The organism is Sinorhizobium fredii (assembly GCF_002944405.1).
GTDB classification, from domain to species: domain Bacteria; phylum Pseudomonadota; class Alphaproteobacteria; order Rhizobiales; family Rhizobiaceae; genus Sinorhizobium; species Sinorhizobium fredii_C.
Genome location: NZ_CP024310.1, coordinates 1,409,803 through 1,429,915, shown reverse-complemented (window position 1 = coordinate 1,429,915; position 20,113 = coordinate 1,409,803). Strand labels below are relative to the sequence as shown.

Annotated in this window: 21 protein-coding genes; 10 read left to right on the top strand and 11 right to left on the bottom strand. The window is 62.3% G+C overall.

Translation table 11 applies throughout. The features are described from left to right. Nucleotides 1–293: 293 nt before the first annotated feature. The gene (locus NXT3_RS30280) at nt 294–1,022 is read right to left on the bottom strand and encodes a hypothetical protein (protein ID WP_199773426.1); all 729 of its coding nucleotides are present in this window, start codon (nt 1,020–1,022) and stop codon (nt 294–296) included. A 240-nt stretch (nt 1,023–1,262) separates the two neighbouring features. Between NXT3_RS30280 and greA the strand changes: the two genes are divergently transcribed. Then, the gene (gene greA, locus NXT3_RS30275; RefSeq protein WP_037416216.1) at nt 1,263–1,745 is read left to right on the top strand and encodes a transcription elongation factor GreA; all 483 of its coding nucleotides are present in this window, start codon (nt 1,263–1,265) and stop codon (nt 1,743–1,745) included. 118 nt (nt 1,746–1,863) lie between these two features. Here the strand turns inward: greA and NXT3_RS30270 are convergent, their stop codons facing one another. The 6 genes from NXT3_RS30270 to NXT3_RS30245 all read right to left on the bottom strand — a co-directional run bounded on the left by NXT3_RS30270 (nt 1,864) and on the right by NXT3_RS30245 (nt 6,355). Then, nucleotides 1,864–2,319: a carboxymuconolactone decarboxylase family protein gene (locus NXT3_RS30270; RefSeq protein ID WP_104841285.1), complete on the bottom strand. Its 456-nt coding sequence runs from the start codon at nt 2,317–2,319 to the stop codon at nt 1,864–1,866. 27 nt (nt 2,320–2,346) lie between these two features. After that, a complete protein-coding gene (locus NXT3_RS30265) occupies nt 2,347–2,763 on the bottom strand; it encodes a cupin domain-containing protein (RefSeq protein ID WP_037416220.1) in 417 nt (138 codons plus the stop codon). Between the two features lie 364 nt (nt 2,764–3,127). Then, a complete protein-coding gene (locus NXT3_RS30260) occupies nt 3,128–4,129 on the bottom strand; it encodes a DMT family transporter (RefSeq protein WP_037416223.1) in 1,002 nt (333 codons plus the stop codon). A 125-nt stretch (nt 4,130–4,254) separates the two neighbouring features. Further along, nucleotides 4,255–4,491 carry a tautomerase family protein gene (locus NXT3_RS30255; RefSeq protein WP_037416227.1) on the bottom strand — a complete coding sequence of 79 codons (237 nt, stop codon included), beginning with the start codon at nt 4,489–4,491 and terminating at the stop codon, nt 4,255–4,257. 75 nt (nt 4,492–4,566) lie between these two features. Continuing rightward, on the bottom strand, nt 4,567–5,280 hold the full coding sequence (locus tag NXT3_RS30250; RefSeq protein ID WP_104841284.1) for an SDR family NAD(P)-dependent oxidoreductase: 714 nt from the start codon (nt 5,278–5,280) through the stop codon (nt 4,567–4,569). A 142-nt stretch (nt 5,281–5,422) separates the two neighbouring features. Continuing rightward, complete coding sequence (locus NXT3_RS30245) at nt 5,423–6,355, bottom strand: LysR family transcriptional regulator (protein WP_097539161.1); 933 nt, start codon at nt 6,353–6,355, stop codon at nt 5,423–5,425. A gap of 168 nt (nt 6,356–6,523) precedes the next feature. On the opposite strand from NXT3_RS30245, the gene NXT3_RS30240 reads away from it, so the two are divergent. The 9 genes from NXT3_RS30240 (at nt 6,524) to NXT3_RS30200 (ending at nt 15,635) form a co-directional block, all read left to right on the top strand. Next, nucleotides 6,524–7,198: a type 1 glutamine amidotransferase domain-containing protein gene (locus NXT3_RS30240; RefSeq protein WP_037416233.1), complete on the top strand. Its 675-nt coding sequence runs from the start codon at nt 6,524–6,526 to the stop codon at nt 7,196–7,198. Between the two features lie 171 nt (nt 7,199–7,369). Further along, nucleotides 7,370–9,130 carry a cytochrome c biogenesis protein DipZ gene (locus tag NXT3_RS30235; protein ID WP_104841283.1) on the top strand — a complete coding sequence of 587 codons (1,761 nt, stop codon included), beginning with the start codon at nt 7,370–7,372 and terminating at the stop codon, nt 9,128–9,130. 33 nt (nt 9,131–9,163) lie between these two features. Further along, nucleotides 9,164–9,352, top strand: coding sequence for a hypothetical protein (locus NXT3_RS30230; protein WP_097538664.1), 189 nt, complete (start codon nt 9,164–9,166; stop codon nt 9,350–9,352). A gap of 113 nt (nt 9,353–9,465) precedes the next feature. Continuing rightward, complete coding sequence (locus NXT3_RS30225; RefSeq protein WP_104841282.1) at nt 9,466–10,269, top strand: SDR family NAD(P)-dependent oxidoreductase; 804 nt, start codon at nt 9,466–9,468, stop codon at nt 10,267–10,269. A gap of 48 nt (nt 10,270–10,317) precedes the next feature. After that, nucleotides 10,318–11,862 (top strand): MFS transporter, encoded by a 1,545-nt coding sequence (locus NXT3_RS30220; RefSeq protein ID WP_104841281.1) that lies wholly within the window; start codon nt 10,318–10,320, stop codon nt 11,860–11,862. Nucleotides 11,863–11,918: 56 nt separating this feature from the next. Next, entirely contained in the window at nt 11,919–12,863 is a 945-nt protein-coding gene (locus NXT3_RS30215) for a GlxA family transcriptional regulator (RefSeq protein ID WP_037416245.1), read from the top strand. A gap of 143 nt (nt 12,864–13,006) precedes the next feature. Beyond that, complete coding sequence (locus NXT3_RS30210; protein WP_104841280.1) at nt 13,007–14,053, top strand: alpha/beta fold hydrolase; 1,047 nt, start codon at nt 13,007–13,009, stop codon at nt 14,051–14,053. A gap of 359 nt (nt 14,054–14,412) precedes the next feature. Continuing rightward, a complete protein-coding gene (locus tag NXT3_RS30205; RefSeq protein ID WP_104841279.1) occupies nt 14,413–14,829 on the top strand; it encodes an organic hydroperoxide resistance protein in 417 nt (138 codons plus the stop codon). A 140-nt stretch (nt 14,830–14,969) separates the two neighbouring features. After that, nucleotides 14,970–15,635 carry a VOC family protein gene (locus tag NXT3_RS30200; RefSeq protein WP_104841278.1) on the top strand — a complete coding sequence of 222 codons (666 nt, stop codon included), beginning with the start codon at nt 14,970–14,972 and terminating at the stop codon, nt 15,633–15,635. Nucleotides 15,636–15,712: 77 nt separating this feature from the next. On the opposite strand, the gene NXT3_RS30195 is transcribed toward NXT3_RS30200, so the two are convergent. From NXT3_RS30195 to NXT3_RS30175, 4 genes are all read right to left on the bottom strand, one after another. Further along, nucleotides 15,713–17,032: an ATP-binding protein gene (locus NXT3_RS30195; protein ID WP_104841277.1), complete on the bottom strand. Its 1,320-nt coding sequence runs from the start codon at nt 17,030–17,032 to the stop codon at nt 15,713–15,715. Continuing rightward, nucleotides 17,032–17,769, bottom strand: a complete 738-nt coding sequence (locus tag NXT3_RS30190) for a response regulator (protein WP_097524401.1) — start codon at nt 17,767–17,769, stop codon at nt 17,032–17,034. The genes NXT3_RS30195 and NXT3_RS30190 overlap by 1 nt, the downstream gene beginning before the upstream one ends. Nucleotides 17,770–17,863: 94 nt before the next feature. After that, the gene (locus NXT3_RS30180; RefSeq protein WP_199773425.1) at nt 17,864–19,183 is read right to left on the bottom strand and encodes an epoxide hydrolase family protein; all 1,320 of its coding nucleotides are present in this window, start codon (nt 19,181–19,183) and stop codon (nt 17,864–17,866) included. A gap of 45 nt (nt 19,184–19,228) precedes the next feature. Beyond that, nucleotides 19,229–19,630, bottom strand: a complete 402-nt coding sequence (locus NXT3_RS30175; RefSeq protein WP_097539163.1) for a cupin domain-containing protein — start codon at nt 19,628–19,630, stop codon at nt 19,229–19,231. Nucleotides 19,631–20,113 lie beyond the last annotated feature (483 nt).

The following is a 20,113-nucleotide window of genomic DNA, read 5'->3' as shown; positions in this document are numbered from 1 at the left end:
TACAGCTTTTGCGCATCAAGCCGTCCCAATGCTCGTGCTCCCGGGCCGCCCGAAGCGCGCACCACCGCATGAAGCTCGCTCTTCGCAGTGTTCGGCGCATCCTTAGCCCGTTACGCCGACCGTCTCCGGTTCACGAGTCTCGGGCGAACCGGGTCGACAGTTTCCAAGTCAGGCTCGTGATCCTGGATCGCGTGATCGATGGAGGCATCGCGAACGGCGCCCGCATCGCGCGCTCTCGATCTTCCTCCAAGTGTCGCGTCCGCACGGACGCGCATAGCCGTAACCGCGGCAGCTCAGAACAGCGCGTAGTCCGACAGCTCGATCGTGACGGCGGTGAAATCGCGGTCGAGAGCGCCATCCGGCTTGATTGTGAACACGCTGCGGCGGGTCGGGTATTTCAGCCCGTCAACGTCAACGTAATCAGATATGAAATGCGCCGCCGGCGTGTCCGCCCAGACATCGACCGTATAGTCGTGACGGCGGAGCAGCCCTTGGGGATCGAAGTAGAAGCGCTGTTCCCGCGTATGGCTGTGAACGCCCTCGGGGAACCGCACGGCGACGCCGCGAAGTTTCACGCCTTCATTGTCGATCGGGGCAACGTCGCGCGCTTCGTAGCCGGGCTCGCCGAAAACGAACGGCGCCGCGTGATACGTCCACATGGCGTAGCCGTTGAAGTAGGCGAGGTTCAGCGGGTCCCACTGTCCCTTGAAGCTGCGATCGAACGCCTCACGTCCGTTTTCCCGATGGGCGATAACCGAGCCGTCTCCGGCGGTGATCTCCACATGCTCGGGAGTCCAGGTCATCGTCCAATCGGGTTCGCCGAAGGGCGTAACGCGAGTCCACTGGCGACGGAACTCGCTTGTTGCCCGCCGCGGCACGGGAATCAAAGGAGCGCCTTTCAGCTCCCATAGCTTTCCACCGGTCCGTATGGTCGAGGCGATCCCCCTGAACGCGCGCCAACGGGCGTGCCCACCATGCGCTTCCAGAGCCTCTTCAAGCAGCGGGTGCGATTTGCCACGCATCGACCTCCTCCTCGATTGGGAGTGATGATGATTACTTGACGCTTCAGCCCCGGCCCTATGTTCTATATACCATTATTGAAGGCGCCACGCTTCGGCTGTCGCTCTGTCAGGCGAGGGAGCGACGATCGCGGGCGCCCCGAACGCAGGTTCCGAGTTTGACTTCAGGTCGGCGCAGTATCGGCTCGCGCGGCGTCGGGGCGGACGGGCCATCAGCGCCCCGCGTCTAAACGGAGACTGAGATTGAGTGTTGCCTTCACCAAGGAAGAAAGTGCCGAAACTGCGTCGGAAACATTGCTGCCCGACCGTCCAGTTTCACCTCACCCGAACCTTGTCACGGAAGCGGGTCTGAAGGCGCTGGAGGTGTCGCTCCAGCTCGCTCGCGAGGCCCATGATGCCACGAGCACGATCGAAGACGTGAATGAAAGGCGCCGGCACGCGGCAAGCCCCTTGCGGGACCTGCGCTACTTTGCCGAGAGACTTCGCACGGCTCAGCTTGTCCCGGATCCGACCTCAACCGATACCGTCGCCTTCGGGAGCACGGTCACTTTCAGCCGCGACGATGGACGGGTGCAGAAATATCGCATCGTGGGAGAGGACGAAGCGGACCCCAAGGCCGGATCGATTTCCTACGTATCGCCGGTCGCAAGGATGCTGATGGGCAGGGCCGTCGGAGATGTCGTGAGTGTGGGCGATCAGGAGCTCGAGATTATCGCCATCTCCTAGGCTGTTGGCCTCGCGTAGCGCTCCAGGTTCAGAACAGCTCCAGAGAATTCTGGTCGTACCCAACGCGGGAAAAGTTGCGGACGCGCGAGACCCACGCGCCCGCTATCGCACTGCCACCTTATTTATCGATCGCAGCCAGTGGCGTGTTGCGGAAACTGATCGCCATGCGGTTGTAGCTGTTCATCAGGGCGATCGCGATCGTCAGGTCGACGAGTTCGCGCTCGTCGAAGAAGGCACGCGCGGCCTCGTAGGCCTTGTCCGGCACGCCGGTCTCGGCGACGCGCGTCACGGTTTCGGCCCAGGCGAGGGCGGCCCGCTCACGCTCGTCGAAGAGATTGCCGGCCTCCGGCCATGCCTGCACCAGTGCGATCTTCTCGATCGTCTGCCCCTTCTTCAGAAGGTCGCGGGTGTGCATGTCGAGACAGTAGGCGCAGTTGTTGATCTGCGAGATACGCAGATAGACGAGATCGACCAGCACCGCAGGAAGGCTGCTCTGCATGACGTAGCCGTAGACGTTGCCCAAGGCTTTGACGCCGGCCGGTGCGATCTGGTTGTAGTCGAGACGCTTGCTCATTTGCTTGCTCCTTGAAAGGTCGCTCCACTACTCGATGGGTGTGGTCAGGGCCCTTTCGTCGCTATCGGCGACGAATACGGCGAGTAGTTTTGCGGGCTTGGTCTTGCTCGCATTGCGGCTGACGAAATGGTCGGACGCCGGTGGCTCGTGCCAGCTCTCGCCGGCGCGATAGGTCTGCGTCGGACCGTCATTCACCTTCGACTCGATTTCTCCCGAGAGGACGTAGGCGAAGATGAAAGACGATTTTGCGTGCCTGTGCGCGGCCGAGACACCGCCCGGCGGATAGTCGACAATCAGCGCGGTCAGCGTCTTGCCGGGAATGTTGGGTATGGCCCGCTCGAAATGGGGGGTAACCACATCGCCGGGATCGTGCGCTGCGACGGGCATGGCAGTGACGATGGCGAGGGCGGCGCCGGCTGCGCCGATGATGGATCGTGCATTCATGTCGGCATTTCTCCTTATGGCGTTTCAGCTCGTTGTCTCCAAAAGGAAGACCAGTTCCGCGACGATCGTTTGTGTGTCGCGTTAACTACGATTAATATGATCGTAGTTTATCGGCAACGGAAATTGCGGCCGGTTTTGGGAGACGCATTGTCAACACCCAGGAGACGGGAGCTGCAGAACGTCCCCGCGTATGATTCGCTGCAGAATGCGTGCATCGCTGCGGCGCGCGGGTCGGCGGGCGGCTTTGTACGGGAACGCCCGGCGACAGACATTGCTGAGGGCAATGGCTGGCGGCACGAAGGCCGCGACGTGGCCGCCGCGCTCGGGCGCAATAGTTCCCGAGCGTAGGGCAAGCCGTTTCTAATTAGGACGCTGCGGGCAGGCCCCGCGGTGAAACGCAGGAGTCATGCGATGGAGGTTTGCCCGATCGACGCTCCTTTACATGGAAAGCCCGGATCGACAGGACAACCCCGGCGATCAGGATGGCGACCCCGGCGCATTCCATTGCAGTTGGCCACCGCGCATGAACGATGAGTCCGCCAATGACGCCGAAGGCGGTTTCCGCCACGATCAATTGCGCGGTCAGTGCGACGGGCAAGTTCCGTGAGGCGACATTCCACGCCCACACTCCGCCGACCGTGGCCAGCAGCGCGAGGGATGTGCCCCAAAGATAGAGCGAGCCGGCAGCGTTCCACCCGAAACCGAGCTTGGGAAGCTGGAAGAGGTCCATCGCTGCACCGATCGGGTAAAGGACCAGCATCAACACGCCTCCGCCGACCAGTGTGAGCGCCGACCACGCGGCTGCGGGCATGTCGGGTCGGGCGGCGATTGCAGCTTCGTTGGCAATCGCGAACCAGACCCACAGGGCCACGGCCGCGAGTGCCAGCGGAATGCCGATCCACAGCGAGCGGACGGAGCTCAATCCTTCGGCCGTAAATACCGTGCCATTGACGAGAACAAGGCCGATCAGCACCAGCATGAGCGGCATCATCAGGAATCGCCAGGGCAGGGATCTCTGCCGCTGGTTGCCGATGACTGCCAGAACGATCGGGACCAGTCCGAGAAAGGCGGGAGCAATCACCGGACCGGCAAAGATGGCGGATCCGGTCACCGTCAGGAAATAGCCGACATAGCCGATGAAGGCGAGCCAGGTCGTCGAAAGCCAGTTGCGAAGCGTAAGATGCCGCAACGCCCCTCTTGCCGAAAACAGGATGCAAAGGCCGACCAGGGCCGAAACGACGTGGCGGACAAGGGCAAAATCAAAGGTGGAGTAGTCACCGATGATGAATGGCACGACGAAATTGAGCGAAAAAGCAAAGGCCGCGAAGAGTGCGGCGAAAACGCCGATGTAGAATCTCTTGTCCATTTCTTTTCCTTCCAGCCATGGCTTCGTTGTCGGCAGGACGAGGTCCGGCCGGCTGTTCGTTCGCTCCGTTGCGGAGATGGTTTCAGCGACGATCGTTGCGGGCGGGGACCTGACAGTTGATCGCTTCAGGATCGTGCCGTGGCGCGTATTCGACGGTACTGCTCCGTCGGGAGGCCGCCCCAGCCCCAGTTGTCGAGATCGACCTCCTCGATCACGACGTAGGTCGATTCAAGCGGCTTGTTCAGGACGTTGAGGAGCACCTCGCTGACACCTTTGATGATCGCGGCCTTTTCCTCAGAAGTGACCGAGTTGCGGTCGGGTGTGGTTCCTTCTCGGGTGACCTGTACGGTGACGATGGGCATTGCAGCCTCCTTTTGCGAGAAATTGCCTGGGGGTCTCAGGCGCCCGCGCCGCTGCGGCGCGGCGCACTCGTTTGGCTACCAGCGTCCGGCGTTCTGGCCGCCGTCGACGTGTAGGATCTCGCCGGTGACGAAGCTGGCGGTCTCCAGGTAGAGGACGGCATCGACGATGTCGCGAATGTCACCCATTCGACCGACTGGGTGCAGTCCGGCAAAAGCCGAGTGCGTCTCGACCGGATGCATCGGTGTTTTGATGATCCCCGGGGAGACCGCGTTGACACGAATGCCGCTTTTCGAGAACTCCATCGCGAGCGACCGGGTCACTGCGTTCAGACCGCCCTTGGTCAGCGAGGCGAGTGCAGAGGGGACGCCGACGATCGGTTGATCAACGAGGCTCGTGGTGATGCTGACTATATGGCCCGAGCCCTGCTTCAGCATCTGCGCGGCGGCGCGCTGGGTGATGTGGAAGAAGCCAGCGACATTAACGCCGATATTGTGCTCGTAGTCTTCCTGTGTCATTTCGACGAAAGGCTTGGCAAGGAAAACACCGGCATTGTTGACGAGCGAATCGATGCGGCCAAAGCGCTCGAGCGCTTCCCGCACGACCCGCTCTGCGGTCCCCGGCTCGCTGATATCGCCGGGCACCGTGTGCATGTTCAGGTCCGCGCTCGGCTTGACCGACCGGGACGTGGCGACGATGCGGTAATTCCGGTCGCGATAGGCGCGAACCAATCCGGCGCCGATTCCCTGCGACGCGCCGGTGACGATGACGACCTTCTGTTCAGTGCTCATGGCAGTGGTCCCTTTTCGATTGCAGCGGCCGCTTGCTGCGTCCGCCCTCCGCCCTTGGCGTTGGTGCAGTCGAAAGTAGAGCCATTCACTCTGCGGGAGAATTGCCGGAGATTGGCAGACACTCAACCGAAGATCGGCATGATCAACCGAGTATACCGGCCTCCGTCGCCAGGCGCAGAAATTCGGCGCGCAGGCGTGGCGCGGCGAAGTCGACGAAGGCGCGGACCTTCGGGACCGACATGCGCCCAGGCGGTGAGAGCAGATGCGCCGGCAGGGGCGGGTGCTCGGCATCGGGCAGTACGATCTTCAGGCGACCGTCCCGCACATATTCGGCGACATGATAGGAATAGAGCCTGGTGACGCCGTGGCCCGCAACTGCAGAAGCGGTCGCAGCGCGTACGCTGTTGACGGTGCATCGCGGCGAGAATTGAACCGTTCTTGGGATAGACGACCCCTGCGCCGGGGTAAAGCTCCAGGAGTCCAGACCAAAATTGGTGAAGGCGACGATCTGATGCTTTGCGAGATCGGCTGGTTCGTCGATACGCGGGTGATTGGCAAGATAGCGAGGGGAGGCGACGACGACACGTCTCACGTCGCCACCAAGCCGGGTGGAGATGAGGGATGAGTCCGCCAATTGCCCGATGCGCAGAGCAAGGTCGATGCCTTCATCGACCAGGTTGGCGAAGCGATCGAGCAGGAGGAGTTGGGCCGAAACGGCCGGATAGAGATCGAGGAAATCGTCGAGTACGGGCCGAAGCAGTTCTTCCCCGAGAATCGGCGGCGCTGAAATCGTCAATTTCCCGCGTGGAGCCGCGCGCTCACCGCCGGCAAGCATGTCGGCCTCCTCGAGGTCGACCAGCACCCGCCGACAGGCCACGGCATAGCGCTGGCCGGCTTCGCTGAGTTTCAGCGTACGGGTGGTCCGGTGCAATAGCTCGACGCCGACATGCGCCTCAAGTAAACTCAGCGCCCGACTGACCGCAGTCGGCGAGCGCTTCAGCCGCCGGGCGGCACCGGCGAGACTGCCTTCGTCTATCGCCGTTACGAACACTTTCATTGCATCGATACGGTCCATGTTTTTCTGCCGTTCTTCGGGATAGTGACTGCCAGAAAACGAGTATTCACCCGAAAACGGCACCAGGTAAATAATCGCGCCGAGCCGAAGCGGCGGATGATCGGGCGCAGGCCCCACATGCCTCGGCGCACCCGCGTTTGGACACGCCTCAACAGAAGGAGCATGGCGATGAAAATTCTGATGGTTCTGACCTCGCATGACCAACTCGGGGACACCGGCAAGCCGACGGGCTTCTGGCTCGAGGAGTTCGCAGCGCCCTATTACGCATTCACGGATGCCGGAGCGGAGGTCACGCTTGCGTCACCGAAGGGTGGTCAACCGCCGATCGACCCGAAGAGCGACGAGCCGGGCAACCAGACCGAAGCGATGAAGCGCTTTAAGACGGACCTCGCGGGCCAGAGGGCACTGGCGCATACCTCCAAGCTTTCCGACATGAGTGCGGACGGCTTCGACGCGATCTTCTATCCGGGAGGTCACGGCCCGTTGTGGGACCTTGCCGACGACAGGAACTCGATTGCCCTGATCGAGAATTTCTACCATGCCGGCAAGCCGGTCGCGGCCGTCTGCCACGGCCCGGCAGTCCTGCGACAGGTCACCTATCAGGGAGAGCCCATCGTCAAGGGAAAGCGCGTCACCGGCTTCACCAATTCCGAGGAGGAGGCGGTGCAACTGACCGAGGTTGTGCCGTTCCTCGTCGAAGACGAACTGAAGCGTCTCGGCGGCCGCTTTGAAAAGGCTGCCGATTGGGCCGATTTCACGGTCGTCGACGGTCGGTTGATAACCGGACAGAACCCGTCTTCGTCCACCTCGGCGGCGAAGGAACTGCTGAAGCTACTTCAATAACGGAGCGGCTCGCTCGCCGGCTTTCCATAAGGGCTCCAAGGGCCTCATGCACTTTGATACAGATCCGTTAGCGAGAAGACACAAGCCGGATACTTCACGCTGATCCTCTGCAGCGCGTGACAACGCGGCCCGCGCCAAAAAAGGCGTTGGTCTTCTCGCAGAGGGACGACGATGATCCTTTTCACGATTTCCTATCTCGCAGGTGTGCTGACCATTGTCAGCCCCTGCATTCTTCCGGTGTTGCCTTTCGTGTTTTCACGAGCCGGTCGGCCATTCGCGACGAGCATTCTCCCGATGCTCATCGGGAAGGTCGTGACATTTGCGGGGGTCGCGACGCTGGCCGCCATCGGCGGTGACTGGGTGGTCCAGGCGAATGAGGCCGGCCGATATGCGGCAATTGCAGTGCTTGCGGTTTTCGGCGTCATGCTGCTCTCGCCGCAGGTTGGGGCCGTAGTCACCCGCCCACTGGTCGCCATCGGCAACCGCCTCTCACATCGGGCAGCCGGACAGAAGGCGAGTGTCGGAGCATCGTTGCTCCTTGGTGTCGCGACCGGACTTCTCTGGGCGCCCTGCGCCGGTCCGGTCCTCGGGCTGGTGCTGACCGGCGCTGCCCTCCATGGCGCCAATGTGGGCACGACGCTTTTGCTGGCGGCCTATGCCGCCGGCGCGGCCACCTCGCTGGCGCTGGCCCTGCTCGCCGGTGGAAGGGTGTTTGCGGCCATGAAGCGGTCGCTCGGTTTCGGCGAGCGTCTCCGGCACGGCCTCGGCATCGCCGTGCTGGCGGGCGTCGCGGCAATTGCGCTCGGCCTGGATACGGGGCTCTTGGCGCGCCTCTCCTTTGCGGGCACCACGAGCATCGAGCAATCGCTCCTCGATCGCCTGCACGGCGAACTTCCTAAAACGGCGGCCAGCTATCGTGCCGCACCGGCCGCGAACGGTCAGGTCCGGCACTATCGAAGCAATCTGCCGGTGGAGGGCATTTTTCCACCCCTGGACGGCGCCGTGGAGTGGTTGAATTCCAAGCCGCTGACGGTGGAGGAGCTTCGCGGCAAGGTGGTGCTCGCCGATTTCTGGACCTACTCCTGCATCAACTGCATTCGGACAATCCCCTATGTTCGCGCCTGGGCGGAGAAGTACCGGGATCAGGGCCTGGTGGTCATCGGCGTGCATGCGCCCGAATTCGCCTTCGAGCGGCGCATCGACAACGTCAAGCGGGCAGTCAGCGATTTTAACATCGGTTATCCTGTCGCGGTCGACAACGACTTCGCGATCTGGCGCGCCTTCGCCAACAGCTACTGGCCCGCGCATTACTTCATCGATGCCGAGGGAAGGGTCAGGCACCACCACTTCGGCGAGGGTGACTACGCACAGTCGGAACGCGTCATCCAGGACCTGCTGGCGGAGGCGGCGGGTAGCCGCGCTGGTGAAGGAACTCTTGTGAAGCCCGAGGGAAAGGGCGCCGAAGCCGCCCCCGATTTCGCCAATCTCCAGTCCGGCGAAGACTATGTCGGCTACCGCCGTGCTGCGAACTTCGCGTCGTACGAGGGCGTCGCGGCCGATGAGCCACGCGACTATACGATCGGAAAGCCGCGCCTCAATCAGTGGGGCCTTGCCGGCAACTGGACCGTCGGCGCCGAGCAGGCGAGCCTCAATCGCGCCGGAGGAGCGGTCACCTATAGGTTCAGCGCGCGCGACCTACACCTCGTCCTCGGCCCAGGGGTGAACGGCAGGAAGGTGCGCTTCCAGGTGCTCGTTGACGGAACTGCACCGGGGACGGATCACGGTTCGGACATCGACCCGGAGGGCAACGGAACGGTGCGTGAGACGCGCCTCTATCAGCTCGTGCGCCAGTCAGGAGAAGTGCGTGAGCGGACATTCGAGATCCGCTTCCTTGATCCCGGCGTCGAAGTCTTTGTTTTCACATTCGGATGAGCGTTCGACTCGTCGTCAGAGAGGAGAGTTCAAGTGCGTGTTTTTGTCCTGGTCGTTGGCATCATGGCACTCGCGGCTGCGCCCTGTGCATGGGATACCGATCTACGAGAGGCATCGGCGATCGCGGCGCTCGTCGGCGGGGCAACGTCGTCTGAGCAAGGCCCGATGCAGGCGAAGTCAAGCCGCGACACTCCGGTTGCGCTGAATGGCGCGTTTAAATGAGGGTACCCGCCGATCCCAACGATCATGTCCTAAATCGACGGAAATACGACATTTGAGACATGGCGCTTTCGCCCTACCATCGAGGCTCCAATCTTAAATCAATGGAGCCTCGCATGACCCAGCACTCGAAAGGTACCGCTTTGATTACCGGCGCGTCCTCCGGCATCGGAGCTATCTATGCCGATCGCTTGGCGCGCAGGGGATATGACCTGATCCTCGTCGCCCGCAACCAGTCCCGGCTCAACGATCTCGCGAAGCGCCTGACCGATGAGACCGGCCGTGCCATCGAGGTCGTTGCGGCAGATCTAGGCAACAAGCACGATCTCGGCCGCCTCGAGCAGGTACTTCAGACGGATGCCAGCATTACCTTGCTGGTCAATAATGCAGGCGTCGGTGCGACTGCCCCACTGCTCGATTCCGATATCGACAAGATGGAGGAGATGATCATGCTGAACGTCAACGCTCTGACGCGGCTGACCTATGCGGCGGTTCCCCGCTTTGTCGCCCGTGGTACGGGTGCGATCATCAACATCGCTTCGATCGTCGGCATCGCGCCGGAGCTGCTGAACGGCGTCTACGGAGGCAGCAAGGCCTTTGTGCTCGCCTTTACCCAATCGCTTCAAAAGGAACTTTCCGAGAAGAACATCCGCGTTCAAGCGGTCCTCCCGGGTGCGACGGCCACCGACTTCTGGGGCACTGCGGGGACTCCTCTGGAACATGTCCCGAGCGAGATCGTCATGCCCGCCGAAGAGATGGTGGATGCCGCTCTCGCCGGCTTCGATCTCGGCGAACACGTCACCATTCCGGCGCTACCGATCGTTGCCGATTGGGAACTCTATGAGGCGGCGCGGCAGAAACTCATGCCGAACCTTTCCCTCCGGGCGCCGGCGGCTCGCTACCTCAATGCAGCCGGCTGAAGCAAATCGCCAACACCGGCAACAATTTTACCGCCGAGGATGGTTCAAATGAGCACGCCCACTCTGACACGTGAAAATCTGCTGTTCCTCGCGACCGGGCTTGCCGGCGCCTTCCTGGTGAACCTGTCGGCCCAATTTGCCTCGGCAAACATCGCCGACATCCAGAACGGGCTCTTGTCCAGCGCGGACGAGGGCTCCTGGATACTGACCGCCTATACGATGGGAAGTTGCGTCGGCATAGTCACCTGGGGCCTGTTAATCGGAGTCCTGAGCATAGGGCGCTACTTGGTCGCAAGCTCCATCTTGTTTGCGGCCGCGGCGCTCGCCGGTGCCATGACGAGCGACCTTGGCGTCATGATTGCATCCCGTTCACTGCAAGGCTTTGCCGCCGGCGGGTTCGGCCCGGCGGCGTTCGTCGCGGTCTTCATGGTGGCCGGCGGACCGCGTCTCGCCTATACGGTGGTCATACTCGCATTTGCCCTCCTCTTTTCCGGGACCGCAGGGGCCGCCATTGCCGGTTATGTCTCCGACAGTTTCGGCTGGCGCGCGCTTTTCGCCGTTCAGGCAGTGATCGGCGCGGCTCTGGCTCTTGCCGCCCGCTTTTGGGTTCCGCACAAGGCCCTGAACTGGTCGGCGCTCAAGGGCGATTGGACGTCCATCGTCCTGTTGTCGCTCGCCCTTGCGAGCCTGATGCTCGTCCTCAACCAAGGAGCGCGCCGCTTCTGGTTTGCGAGCGAGATGATCGTCTGGGGCGCCGGCTTGTCCGCTGCCGCGTGGGCGGGCTTCATTATCGTGTCACGCTTGTCAGCGCTGCCGCTCGTGGCGCCCCGGATCCTCCTCACACGGAGGTTTGGCCTTCCGATTGGGTTGAATTTCCTGCTACGCGCCGGTTTCGCCGTAAGCTCGTATCTAGTGCCGCAATTGCTCGCGACCGTAGAAGGCCACGCGCCGCTCGATATCTCGGAGCTCATGCTTTGGGCCGCGGCTGCCCAATTGCTCGCTCTCCCGCTGGTATGGTGGTTCCTGCATCTCTGTGATCTGCGCATCGCGATGGGAACCGGCGTTGTCCTCCTGGTGTTGGGAACCATGCTCATGGGCAGCGAAACCACGACGCCCGCGGGAGAACATTTCCGCTATGGGCTTGCCCTGTATTCGGCCGGTCAATTGTTGCTGTTGACGCCCGCCATGATCGTCGGCACCGGCAGTTTGAAGCCCGCGGACCTTCCGACAGCGTCGCTGACATTCAATATCAGCAATCTGGCGGGAACGACGCTCGGCGTCGGGGTTCTCTCCAGCTTCGTTGCTGAGCGTCAGAAGTACCATTCGGACGCACTCGCCGAGGCCGAGCGGATTTACGGCCTCGCCGGCGCTGTTGCGGGGCAGGTTGCGGGTGACGCCGGCGCCACGGTGAGGGCTGTAGTGGAGATTGGCTCGGCGGTTCGGCGGCAGGCCTGGGCGCTCGCATTCGGCGACGGCTTTGTCGTTATTGGGCTCATGTTGGTGCTCGGCCTAGTCGCAGTTGTGGCTATCGGCCGTTCGCCGCCATTGCTGCGTCCGGTCAGGATTTCTCAGCGGGAAGCCGCTCGAGACTGAGTGGCAGTTTGTCTCCAGTATCGTAATCGCGGAAAATTCCAGTAAGGAACTTGCCCATGCATAGGATCGGCTTTGTCGTTTTTCCAAGATTCCAGCTTATGGGTTTCGCGGCGGTAACCGCCTTCGAGATGGCGAACTCGGCGCTTGGGGAGCCGGCATATGAGATAGAGCTGCTCTCAGAGGCGGGCGGCGAGGTCAAGTCGTCCGCCGGCTTCGGTGTCCTCACGAGGGCCTTCGACGACAGACCTTTTGACACCGTGATGTTCGGCGCCGGCGTGACGATCGAGCCCATGACTCCGGAGCTGATCGCATTTGCGCGTCAAGCGCTTGAAACGTCGCGCCGGGTGGCGGCGCCCTGCACCGGCGCCTTCGTGCTTGCTGAAGCCGGTCTGCTCGATGGACGCCGCGCGACCACGCATTGGGCCTTCGCGCGCCAGCTCCAGGAGCGTTTTCCGGACGTCAAGGTCGAGGACGATCGCATCTTCATCGTCGACGGAAGCGTGTGGACGTCGGCAGGGATGACGGCGAGCATCGATCTTGCGCTTGCGATGATCGAGAAGGACCATGGCCAGGAGATTGCGCGCAACGTCGCCCGCAAGCTTGTCGTCTATCACCGGCGCGCCGGCGGGCAATCGCAGTTTTCGGCCTTGCTTGAGCTCGAGCCGAAGTCCGACCGGATCCAGAAGTCGATCGACTACGCCAAGGCGAATCTGCGCGGCGTGTTGTCGGTAGAAGAGCTAGCGGATGCGGCGGGGCTGAGCCCGCGCCAGTTCAGCCGGGCATTTCGGGCAGAGACGGGACAGTCGCCCGCCAAGGCAGTGGAGAACCTCCGCGTCGAAGCGGCCCGGCTGTTGATGGAGCAGGGCCGCCACTCCATGGACGTGATCGCAGTCGAGACAGGTTTTGCCGATCCCGATCGCATGCGCCGCGCCTTTCTTCGAACGCTCGGGCAGCCACCGCAGACGATCCGGCGAAATGCGCGCGATAGCGCATCCGCATAGTGCCGCCACTAGTGGAATTGTAACGCACTGTGTCCAGGCGCGGGTGCGTACATGAGCTTTCAATCGCGGTCTCGCGAAGTCACAACGCAGATACATGGAAATCGCATTCCGCAACTGTAGTTCACACAGTTCGGAGAAGAGCGATGACAGGGGAAATCAATCTGCAGAGACGGCGGTTCATCGGAGCGGCGGCGTTGACACTTGCCGCCGCGCAATGGAACATCACCGGCGTGGCCGCCGCAAAATCTACGGCTGAGGCCGGCATTCGGGCGATCACGCCAGGGACGAACACGTCCTTTGCCTCGCTGAAGCAGATCGATGCGGGCGTTCTTAATGTTGGTTACGCCGAACTCGGCGCGAGCGACGCGCCTGTGGTTATCCTTCTGCATGGCTGGCCCTACGACATCCACACCTATGTCGATGTGGCGCCCTTGCTGGCGGAGTCCGGCTACCGGGTGATCGTTCCCTATCTGCGCGGCTATGGGACGACGCGCTTTCTTTCACCGGAGACGCCGCGCAACGGTCAGCAGGCGGCAATCGCCGCCGACATCGTCGCCTTGATGGACGCGCTTGGCATTGAAAGGGCGGTCATCGGCGGATGCGATTGGGGCGCGCGGACCGCCAACATCATCGCCGCTCTCTGGCCGGAGCGGTGCAAGGCCCTTGTGTCCGTGAGCGGCTACCTGATCGGCAGCCGTGAAGCCAACAAGATGCCGCTGCCGCCCGGCGCCGAGCATGCCTGGTGGTACCAGTTCTACTTTGCCACCGACCGCGGGCGCGCCGGCTACGAGCGAAACCGAAACGAATTCGCGAGACTTATCTGGCAACTGGCCTCGCCGAAATGGAATTTCGACGACGCCACCTTCAACCGCAGCGCGGCGGCTTTCGACAACCCGGATCATGTCGATATCACGATCCATAACTACCGCTGGCGGATCAGCCTGGCCGACGGCGAGCCGAAATACGACGACCTGGAAGAAAAACTCGCCAAATTCCCCACGATCGGTGTGCCGACGATCACGTTGGAGGGAGATGCCAACGGCGCTCCGCATCCCGAGCCGGCGGCTTACGCGAAAAAATTCTCCGGCAAATATGAACATAGGCTGATCACAGGCGGCATCGGTCACAACCTACCGCAGGAAGCTCCTCAGGCCTTTGCACACGCCGTCTTCGACGTCGATCGTTTCTGATCACTTTTAACGCCGCAGCACGGTCGCATCCTTTTGGACGCTCCGAGATCGCTGTAGACTTTTAAAAGCGCGTCCGCATTCACGAATGCGCGACGCGCTTTGGGTATTGTCTTCATGCATCTCGCGTTCAACCGTAGCGCACCTTCGGGCGACATGGGCGAATGGCTTCACCCTTTTACGCGTCGCCTCTGACAGCGCTTTTGTATCGCAGTGTTTCCGTTCCGCATCTTGCCGGCATTCGCTTACTTTCTTCGCCCGGTCACGAAACATTCCATACACGTGCGGAACGGCATGTGTGCCTCGACAGTCGGACAAGCCAATTGGCTCGGCGTCATCAACTCTGTCGAAGGAAGGACACCATGACCGAGATCGAGAAGGTACTTTACACTGGCAAGACGCACACCACCGGTGGCCGTGATGGCGCATCCCGCAGTTCTGACGGGCGCCTGGACATCAAGCTTTCCTCACCCGGCAGCACGGGGCCGGGGACCAATCCGGAGCAGCTCTTCGCGGCCGGCTGGTCGGCCTGCTTTATAGGGGCGATCGGAAAGGCGGCCAGCGAGCGGAAGATAACGCTTCCGGCCGATCTCGCGGTGGACGCGGAAGTGGATCTTCGCCACGGCGGCGGCGCCTATTCGCTGCAGGCCCGGCTCAATGTGAGCATGCCGGGCATCGACCGGGTCACGGCAGAGGCGCTGGTCGAGAGGGCCCATCAGACCTGCCCTTACTCCAAGGCGACGCGCGGCAATATCGAGGTCGCGATCAACATCGTCTGACACGGAAGAAGATACCTCCCGATCGGACGAGTTTCGGTCGGGGGGCAGCCGGCGGTTCGCCCACGCGTTCAGGGCGGCATTCTGGTCCCGGCGAACAACTCGCACCGGCGCATGGCGCTTCCAAACACAAGGAGAAAAGCATGACCACCGCAATCAACAGCGAAAGAACGCGGCCGATCGACATGAAGCTCGAGGTCATCGTCGTCCCCGTCTCGGATGTCGAACGCGCAAAGGCATTCTACGCGAACCTCGGTTGGCGCCTCGATGCCGATTTTGCCGGGGATGACGGCTACCGCGTGATCCAGTTCACCCCGCCCGGATCCGGCGCCTCGGTCATCTTCGGAAAGAATGTCACCGACGCGCAACCGGGCTCCGCCCAGGGGCTGTATCTGATCGTTTCCGACATAGAGGCCGCCCGTGAGGATTTGCGCCGCCGCGGCGTCGATATCAGCGAAGTGTTCCATGCGGGCGACGTGCACGCGGGCAAAGACGAGCCCTATCTGTTCGGGCGACACAGGGTTGGCGGGGCTGATCCCGAGCGCCGTAGCTACCGCTCCTATGCCTCGTTCCGCGATCCGGATGGCAACGGCTGGCTGTTCCAGGAGGTCACCACACGGTTGCCCGGGCGGATCGACGCGAGCACCACGACATTCGCCTCCGCCGCGGATCTGGCAAGCGCTTTCCGGCGCGCAGAGGCCGCCCACGGCGAATACGAGAAGCAACTCGGTCACCGTGACGAGGGTTGGCCTATCTGGTACGCCGAGTACATCGTCCGAGAGCAGATGGGCGAGCCGCAGCCCGCGTGAATGGGCTGCTGCACTAACGGATTCCATGTCAGGGCGGCCGAGGCCGCCCTGGTGTGTAGCCACGGGGGCCGAGGATTCTACTGTCGGAGACTGATTTCCGCCACCAGTCCTCCGCCGTCGCGGTTGCGCAAGGTGAGCGCAGCACCAATCGCGGTCGCGAGCTGATCGGCGATCGCAAGACCGAGGCCAGTCCCCCCCGTGTCGCGGTTGCGCGACTGCTCCAGACGGAAGAAAGGGTTCAGGACGGCTTCCAACTGGTCCTCCGGAATGCCGGGACCGCGATCGAGCACTCTTATAAAGACGGTGCGGTCCTGGCGCTGAGCCTCGATTTCCGCACTGCCGGCGAATTTGAGCGCATTGTCGATCAGGTTGGTGAGAATTCGCCTTAGCGCGTGCGACCGGGTCGCAATCGCGCCGTGGCTCAATTCGCCGATGGTAACGGCCTTGCCGGTATCCTGGTAATCATATGCGAGGCTCTCGATGAACGAGGCGAGATCGATGCGTGAGGCCTTTTCCTCCGTGCCGTGGGTGCTGCGCGCATAGGCAACCCCTTCCTTGACGAGGCGCTCGACTTCGCCAAGGTCCTGGAGCAGCTTGTCCCGCTCGGCGGATTCATCGGCCATTTCGGCGCGCAGCTTCATGCGGGTGATCGGCGTCTGTAGATCGTGCGAGATCGCAGCAAGGATCTGCACGCGCTCTTCCAGATACTGCGCGATGCGATCCCGCATCGAATTGAAGGCGGTCGCCGCGTAGGCCACTTCCGTTGGTCCGGTTTCGCTGAGACGCGGCGTGTTGCTGTTCGGGTCCAGCGTGTCGGCGGCCTTCGCCAGATTGGCGAGAGGCCGGATGGCCTGGCGCATCGCGATCCAGCTGCACAACACCAAAAGGGAAAGCTGTGCCACGAGCACGTAAGGCAGCCAGTCGGCTACGGGCATGACGCCCCTTGGGGTGACGTCTATCGTCAGTGGTTCGCCGTCGCTCAAGCGAAGATGCGCCTGGAGGCGGCGGGCCGCGCCGGGAATCGACTGAACTTCGATCGGGTATTTCGCGCCTATTGCAGCCTGGATCTTGGAGGCGACTTCGGCGTCGTTCGGCTCAAGCACTGGATTGCCGGGCATGCCTGGCCCCAGGAGGAACCGGTAGGAGCCGCGAGCAAGTTGATCCAGCCAGGCGCTGCGCTCGGCGGCAGGCAGCCTGTCGAGGATGGCGATCGCCGTCGCGACGTCGTTCTCGAGCGTATTGAACATCACCGACCTCGCGGCGACATACCGCTCGGAAAACAGCACCGCAAACGACATGGCGTGAGCGATTGCGAGACCGGCAAGGAGAATTATGAACAGTCGCGTTCTGAGTGTGCGCGGCCATAGGCGAATTCCTTTTAAGGCGGCCGTCGCCATCAGCGCGGTTCCACGATTTCGACCGGCATCGAGAACACATAGCCTTCGCTGCGGACCGTCTTGATATAGGTCGGCTCGCGGGCATCGTCGCCAAGGCGTTGGCGGACCCGGCTGACCAGGAGATCGATGGAACGGTCGAAGAGTTCGGCATCGCGTCCCTGTGTGAGGTTGAGGAGCTGATCGCGGTTGAGGACGCGCTGCGGATGGTCGACGAAGACGCGCAGCAGCCGATACTCGGCTCCACTGAGCGCAATCACGGTCCCGTCCGCATCGACGAGATGCCTTGCCGTCGTGTCGAGCTTCCATTGACCGAAACGCAGCAGTTGGCCGGCTTCCGAGATCTGCAGATTGGGCGGCAACATGCGCGCGCGCCGCAGGACCGCCTTGATGCGGGCGAGCAACTCGCGCGCCGAGAACGGCTTGGCAAGATAGTCGTCGGCGCCCATTTCCAGGCCGATGATGCGGTCCATCTCGTCTGAGCGGGCAGTCAGCATGACAATCGGTGTCGCCTTGTGTCTGCCGACGCGCAGCTCGCGGCTCAAAACGAGCCCATCGTCGCCCGGCATCATGAGATCGAGGATGATGAGGTCGACCGTGTTGGCCTCGAGGAACGCGCGCATCTGCCGCCCGTCGGCGACGGCGGTTACGCGCAGGCCGTTCTTCTTCAGATAGCTCGACACGAGCTCCCGGATTTCCCGATCGTCATCCACGACCAAGACATGATCAACGTGTTCCATGGCGCGATCTCCACCGTTCGACTGCCATTACTTATCAAAATGAGAACGCCGTGGTAGCAGTATTCACCCGTTCGTGCGCCTGTGCCGAGGAGAGCTAGAGTTGACGCAGCGGCCGGAAAGCGGCGCGCAACTCGGCGCTGAACAAGTCCGGCTCTTCCCAGGCGGCGAAATGGCCGCCCCTGTCGACGCGATTGTAGTAAATCAGGTTGCGGTAAGCGCGTTCCGCCCAGTTCTTTGGCGGCCTGTACACCTCTCCGGGGAAAATCGTCACCGCCGCCGGGATCGCGATAGGGACCAACTTGGCAGTGCCCGCGCTGTTCTCCCAATATATCCGGCCGCTCGAGGTCCCGGTGTTCGTCAGCCAGTAGAGCGTGATGTTGTCGAGAATTTCGTCGCGGCTCAACGCGCGTTCCGGTTCGCCCCGGGTGAACACCCAATCGGCGAGCTTGTCATAGATCCACGCTGCCAATCCGACCGGTGAGTCGGCGAGGCTGTAGCCGACGGTTTGCGGACGCGTCCCCATGATTGCCGCATAGCCAAAGCCTTTGCCGAGGAACTCCCTGGCCTCGTCAAACACCGCCCGCTCCTCGGCGCTCAAATCCGCCGGTGCAGGATCACCGCTTTTCAATGCCTTGGCGACTTCCTGCGGGAGGGTGGTAGAGCGCTCGATCCTGTTGACGTGGATGCCGCGCAAACCCGGAGGAGCCTGGCGGCCCATCGCATCAGAAATGATGGCACCCCAATCGCCGCCCTGTGACACGTAGTCCTGGTACCCAAGGCGTCTCATGAGAACGTCCCAGGCGCGGCCGATGCGGTCCGGGTTCCAGCCGGTGCCTTCCGGTTTTTCGGAATAGCCGAAGCCGGGAACGGACGGAAGCACGAGATGAAAGGCGTCCTGCGCGGTCCCTCCATGCGCCGTCGGATCGGTCAGCGGACCGATGACTTTCAGCAGTTCGAAGACCGAGCCCGGCCAGCCATGCGTCATGATGAGTGGCAATGCGTCTGCATGACGGGAGCGGACATGGATGAAGTGGATGTCGAGCCCGTCGATATTCGTCAGAAATTGTGGCAAGCCATTCAGCTTCGCTTCGGCTTTACGCCAGTCATAGTGAGTCTCCCAGTAGCGGACAAGTGACTGAAGCTTCGCAAGCTGAACGCCCTGGGAGCGGTCGCCGACCGTCTCAGGGTCGGCCCAGCGTGTGGCTGCAAGGCGCCGTCGGAGGTCGACGAGCGCTGCCGCCGGCACATCCACACGGAAGGGGCGAATGGCATCAGCCTCCAAAGTCGCCGGCGCAGCCGCTTGGGCGAGGGCCGTCGCAGGGCGAAACGCCGCAAAGGCGACCGCCGCAGCTCCGTTCAGGAGCAGAGCCCGGCGGGACAGCCCGGACGCCTCTGCGGTTTCCTGTGCGGCCATTCTGGGACTTCCTTCCATGTGGTTCTCAATATTCATGTCGAACGCTCACTTGACCGGAACGACCAGCGGGGCGCCTTTCTCGACAACGTATGTCGCAAGCTCCGATGCCTTGCCGCTGCCGACATTCTTCGCCACATGCGCCACTCCGGCCGGGATGAACAACGCTTCCCCGGCATGAAGGATGACCGGTGCTCTCCCCTCGAGCTGATATTCCAACGAGCCCTCGAGGACATAGGCTATCTCTTCGCCCGGATGGGAGTGCTTGATGGAGACGGCTCCCTGTTCGAAATCGACCCGCACCTGGACGGCCTCCCGGCCAGGCGTATCGAGGTCGTGCTGCACGAGATCGGTACGCTGAATTCCCCCTTGCTGCGCCTTCGCCGCCTGCAGCGCCAATCCGCTTCCAACGATCAGCAGCGCAGCCGCGATGATCCGAGACGTTTTCATATGGTCGTCCTTTCGCATATTGGGTCGAGGCTCGTTTTCGAAGCCAGCGTCGCCATTTGAACGTCCGGGTGTATTGACCATGTGTCTGCTGGGCAGGACTTTTGTAACGACATGTGTCGCGGAAGCAGCGGGGGCGAATTCGCGCCGGGTGGGGCTGGCGAGTGCGGGACACCGCGTTCCTGCCGGAGCTCGAGAACCCCGCGATGGCGACGATGGCTTTCCATGCCCTTACGATGATGATTGCCGAAATGATCGCCGCGCCCAACAGCACCACCCGGTGATCGCGAAATAGGCGTTGAGCCCCCAGGCGCTGACACACATTGCCGGAACGAGAGCCAGCAATTCATTCCTCGTCCACGGCCTTGCTGGCCGGCGATCTAGTCGTCGTGCCTGCCGCTTTGCGGGCTCGTGCGGGTTTTGACGACGATCCCCAGCCTGAGCCATCGGTTCCAGTAACCTGAACAGTCGCTGCAAGTCGTCATC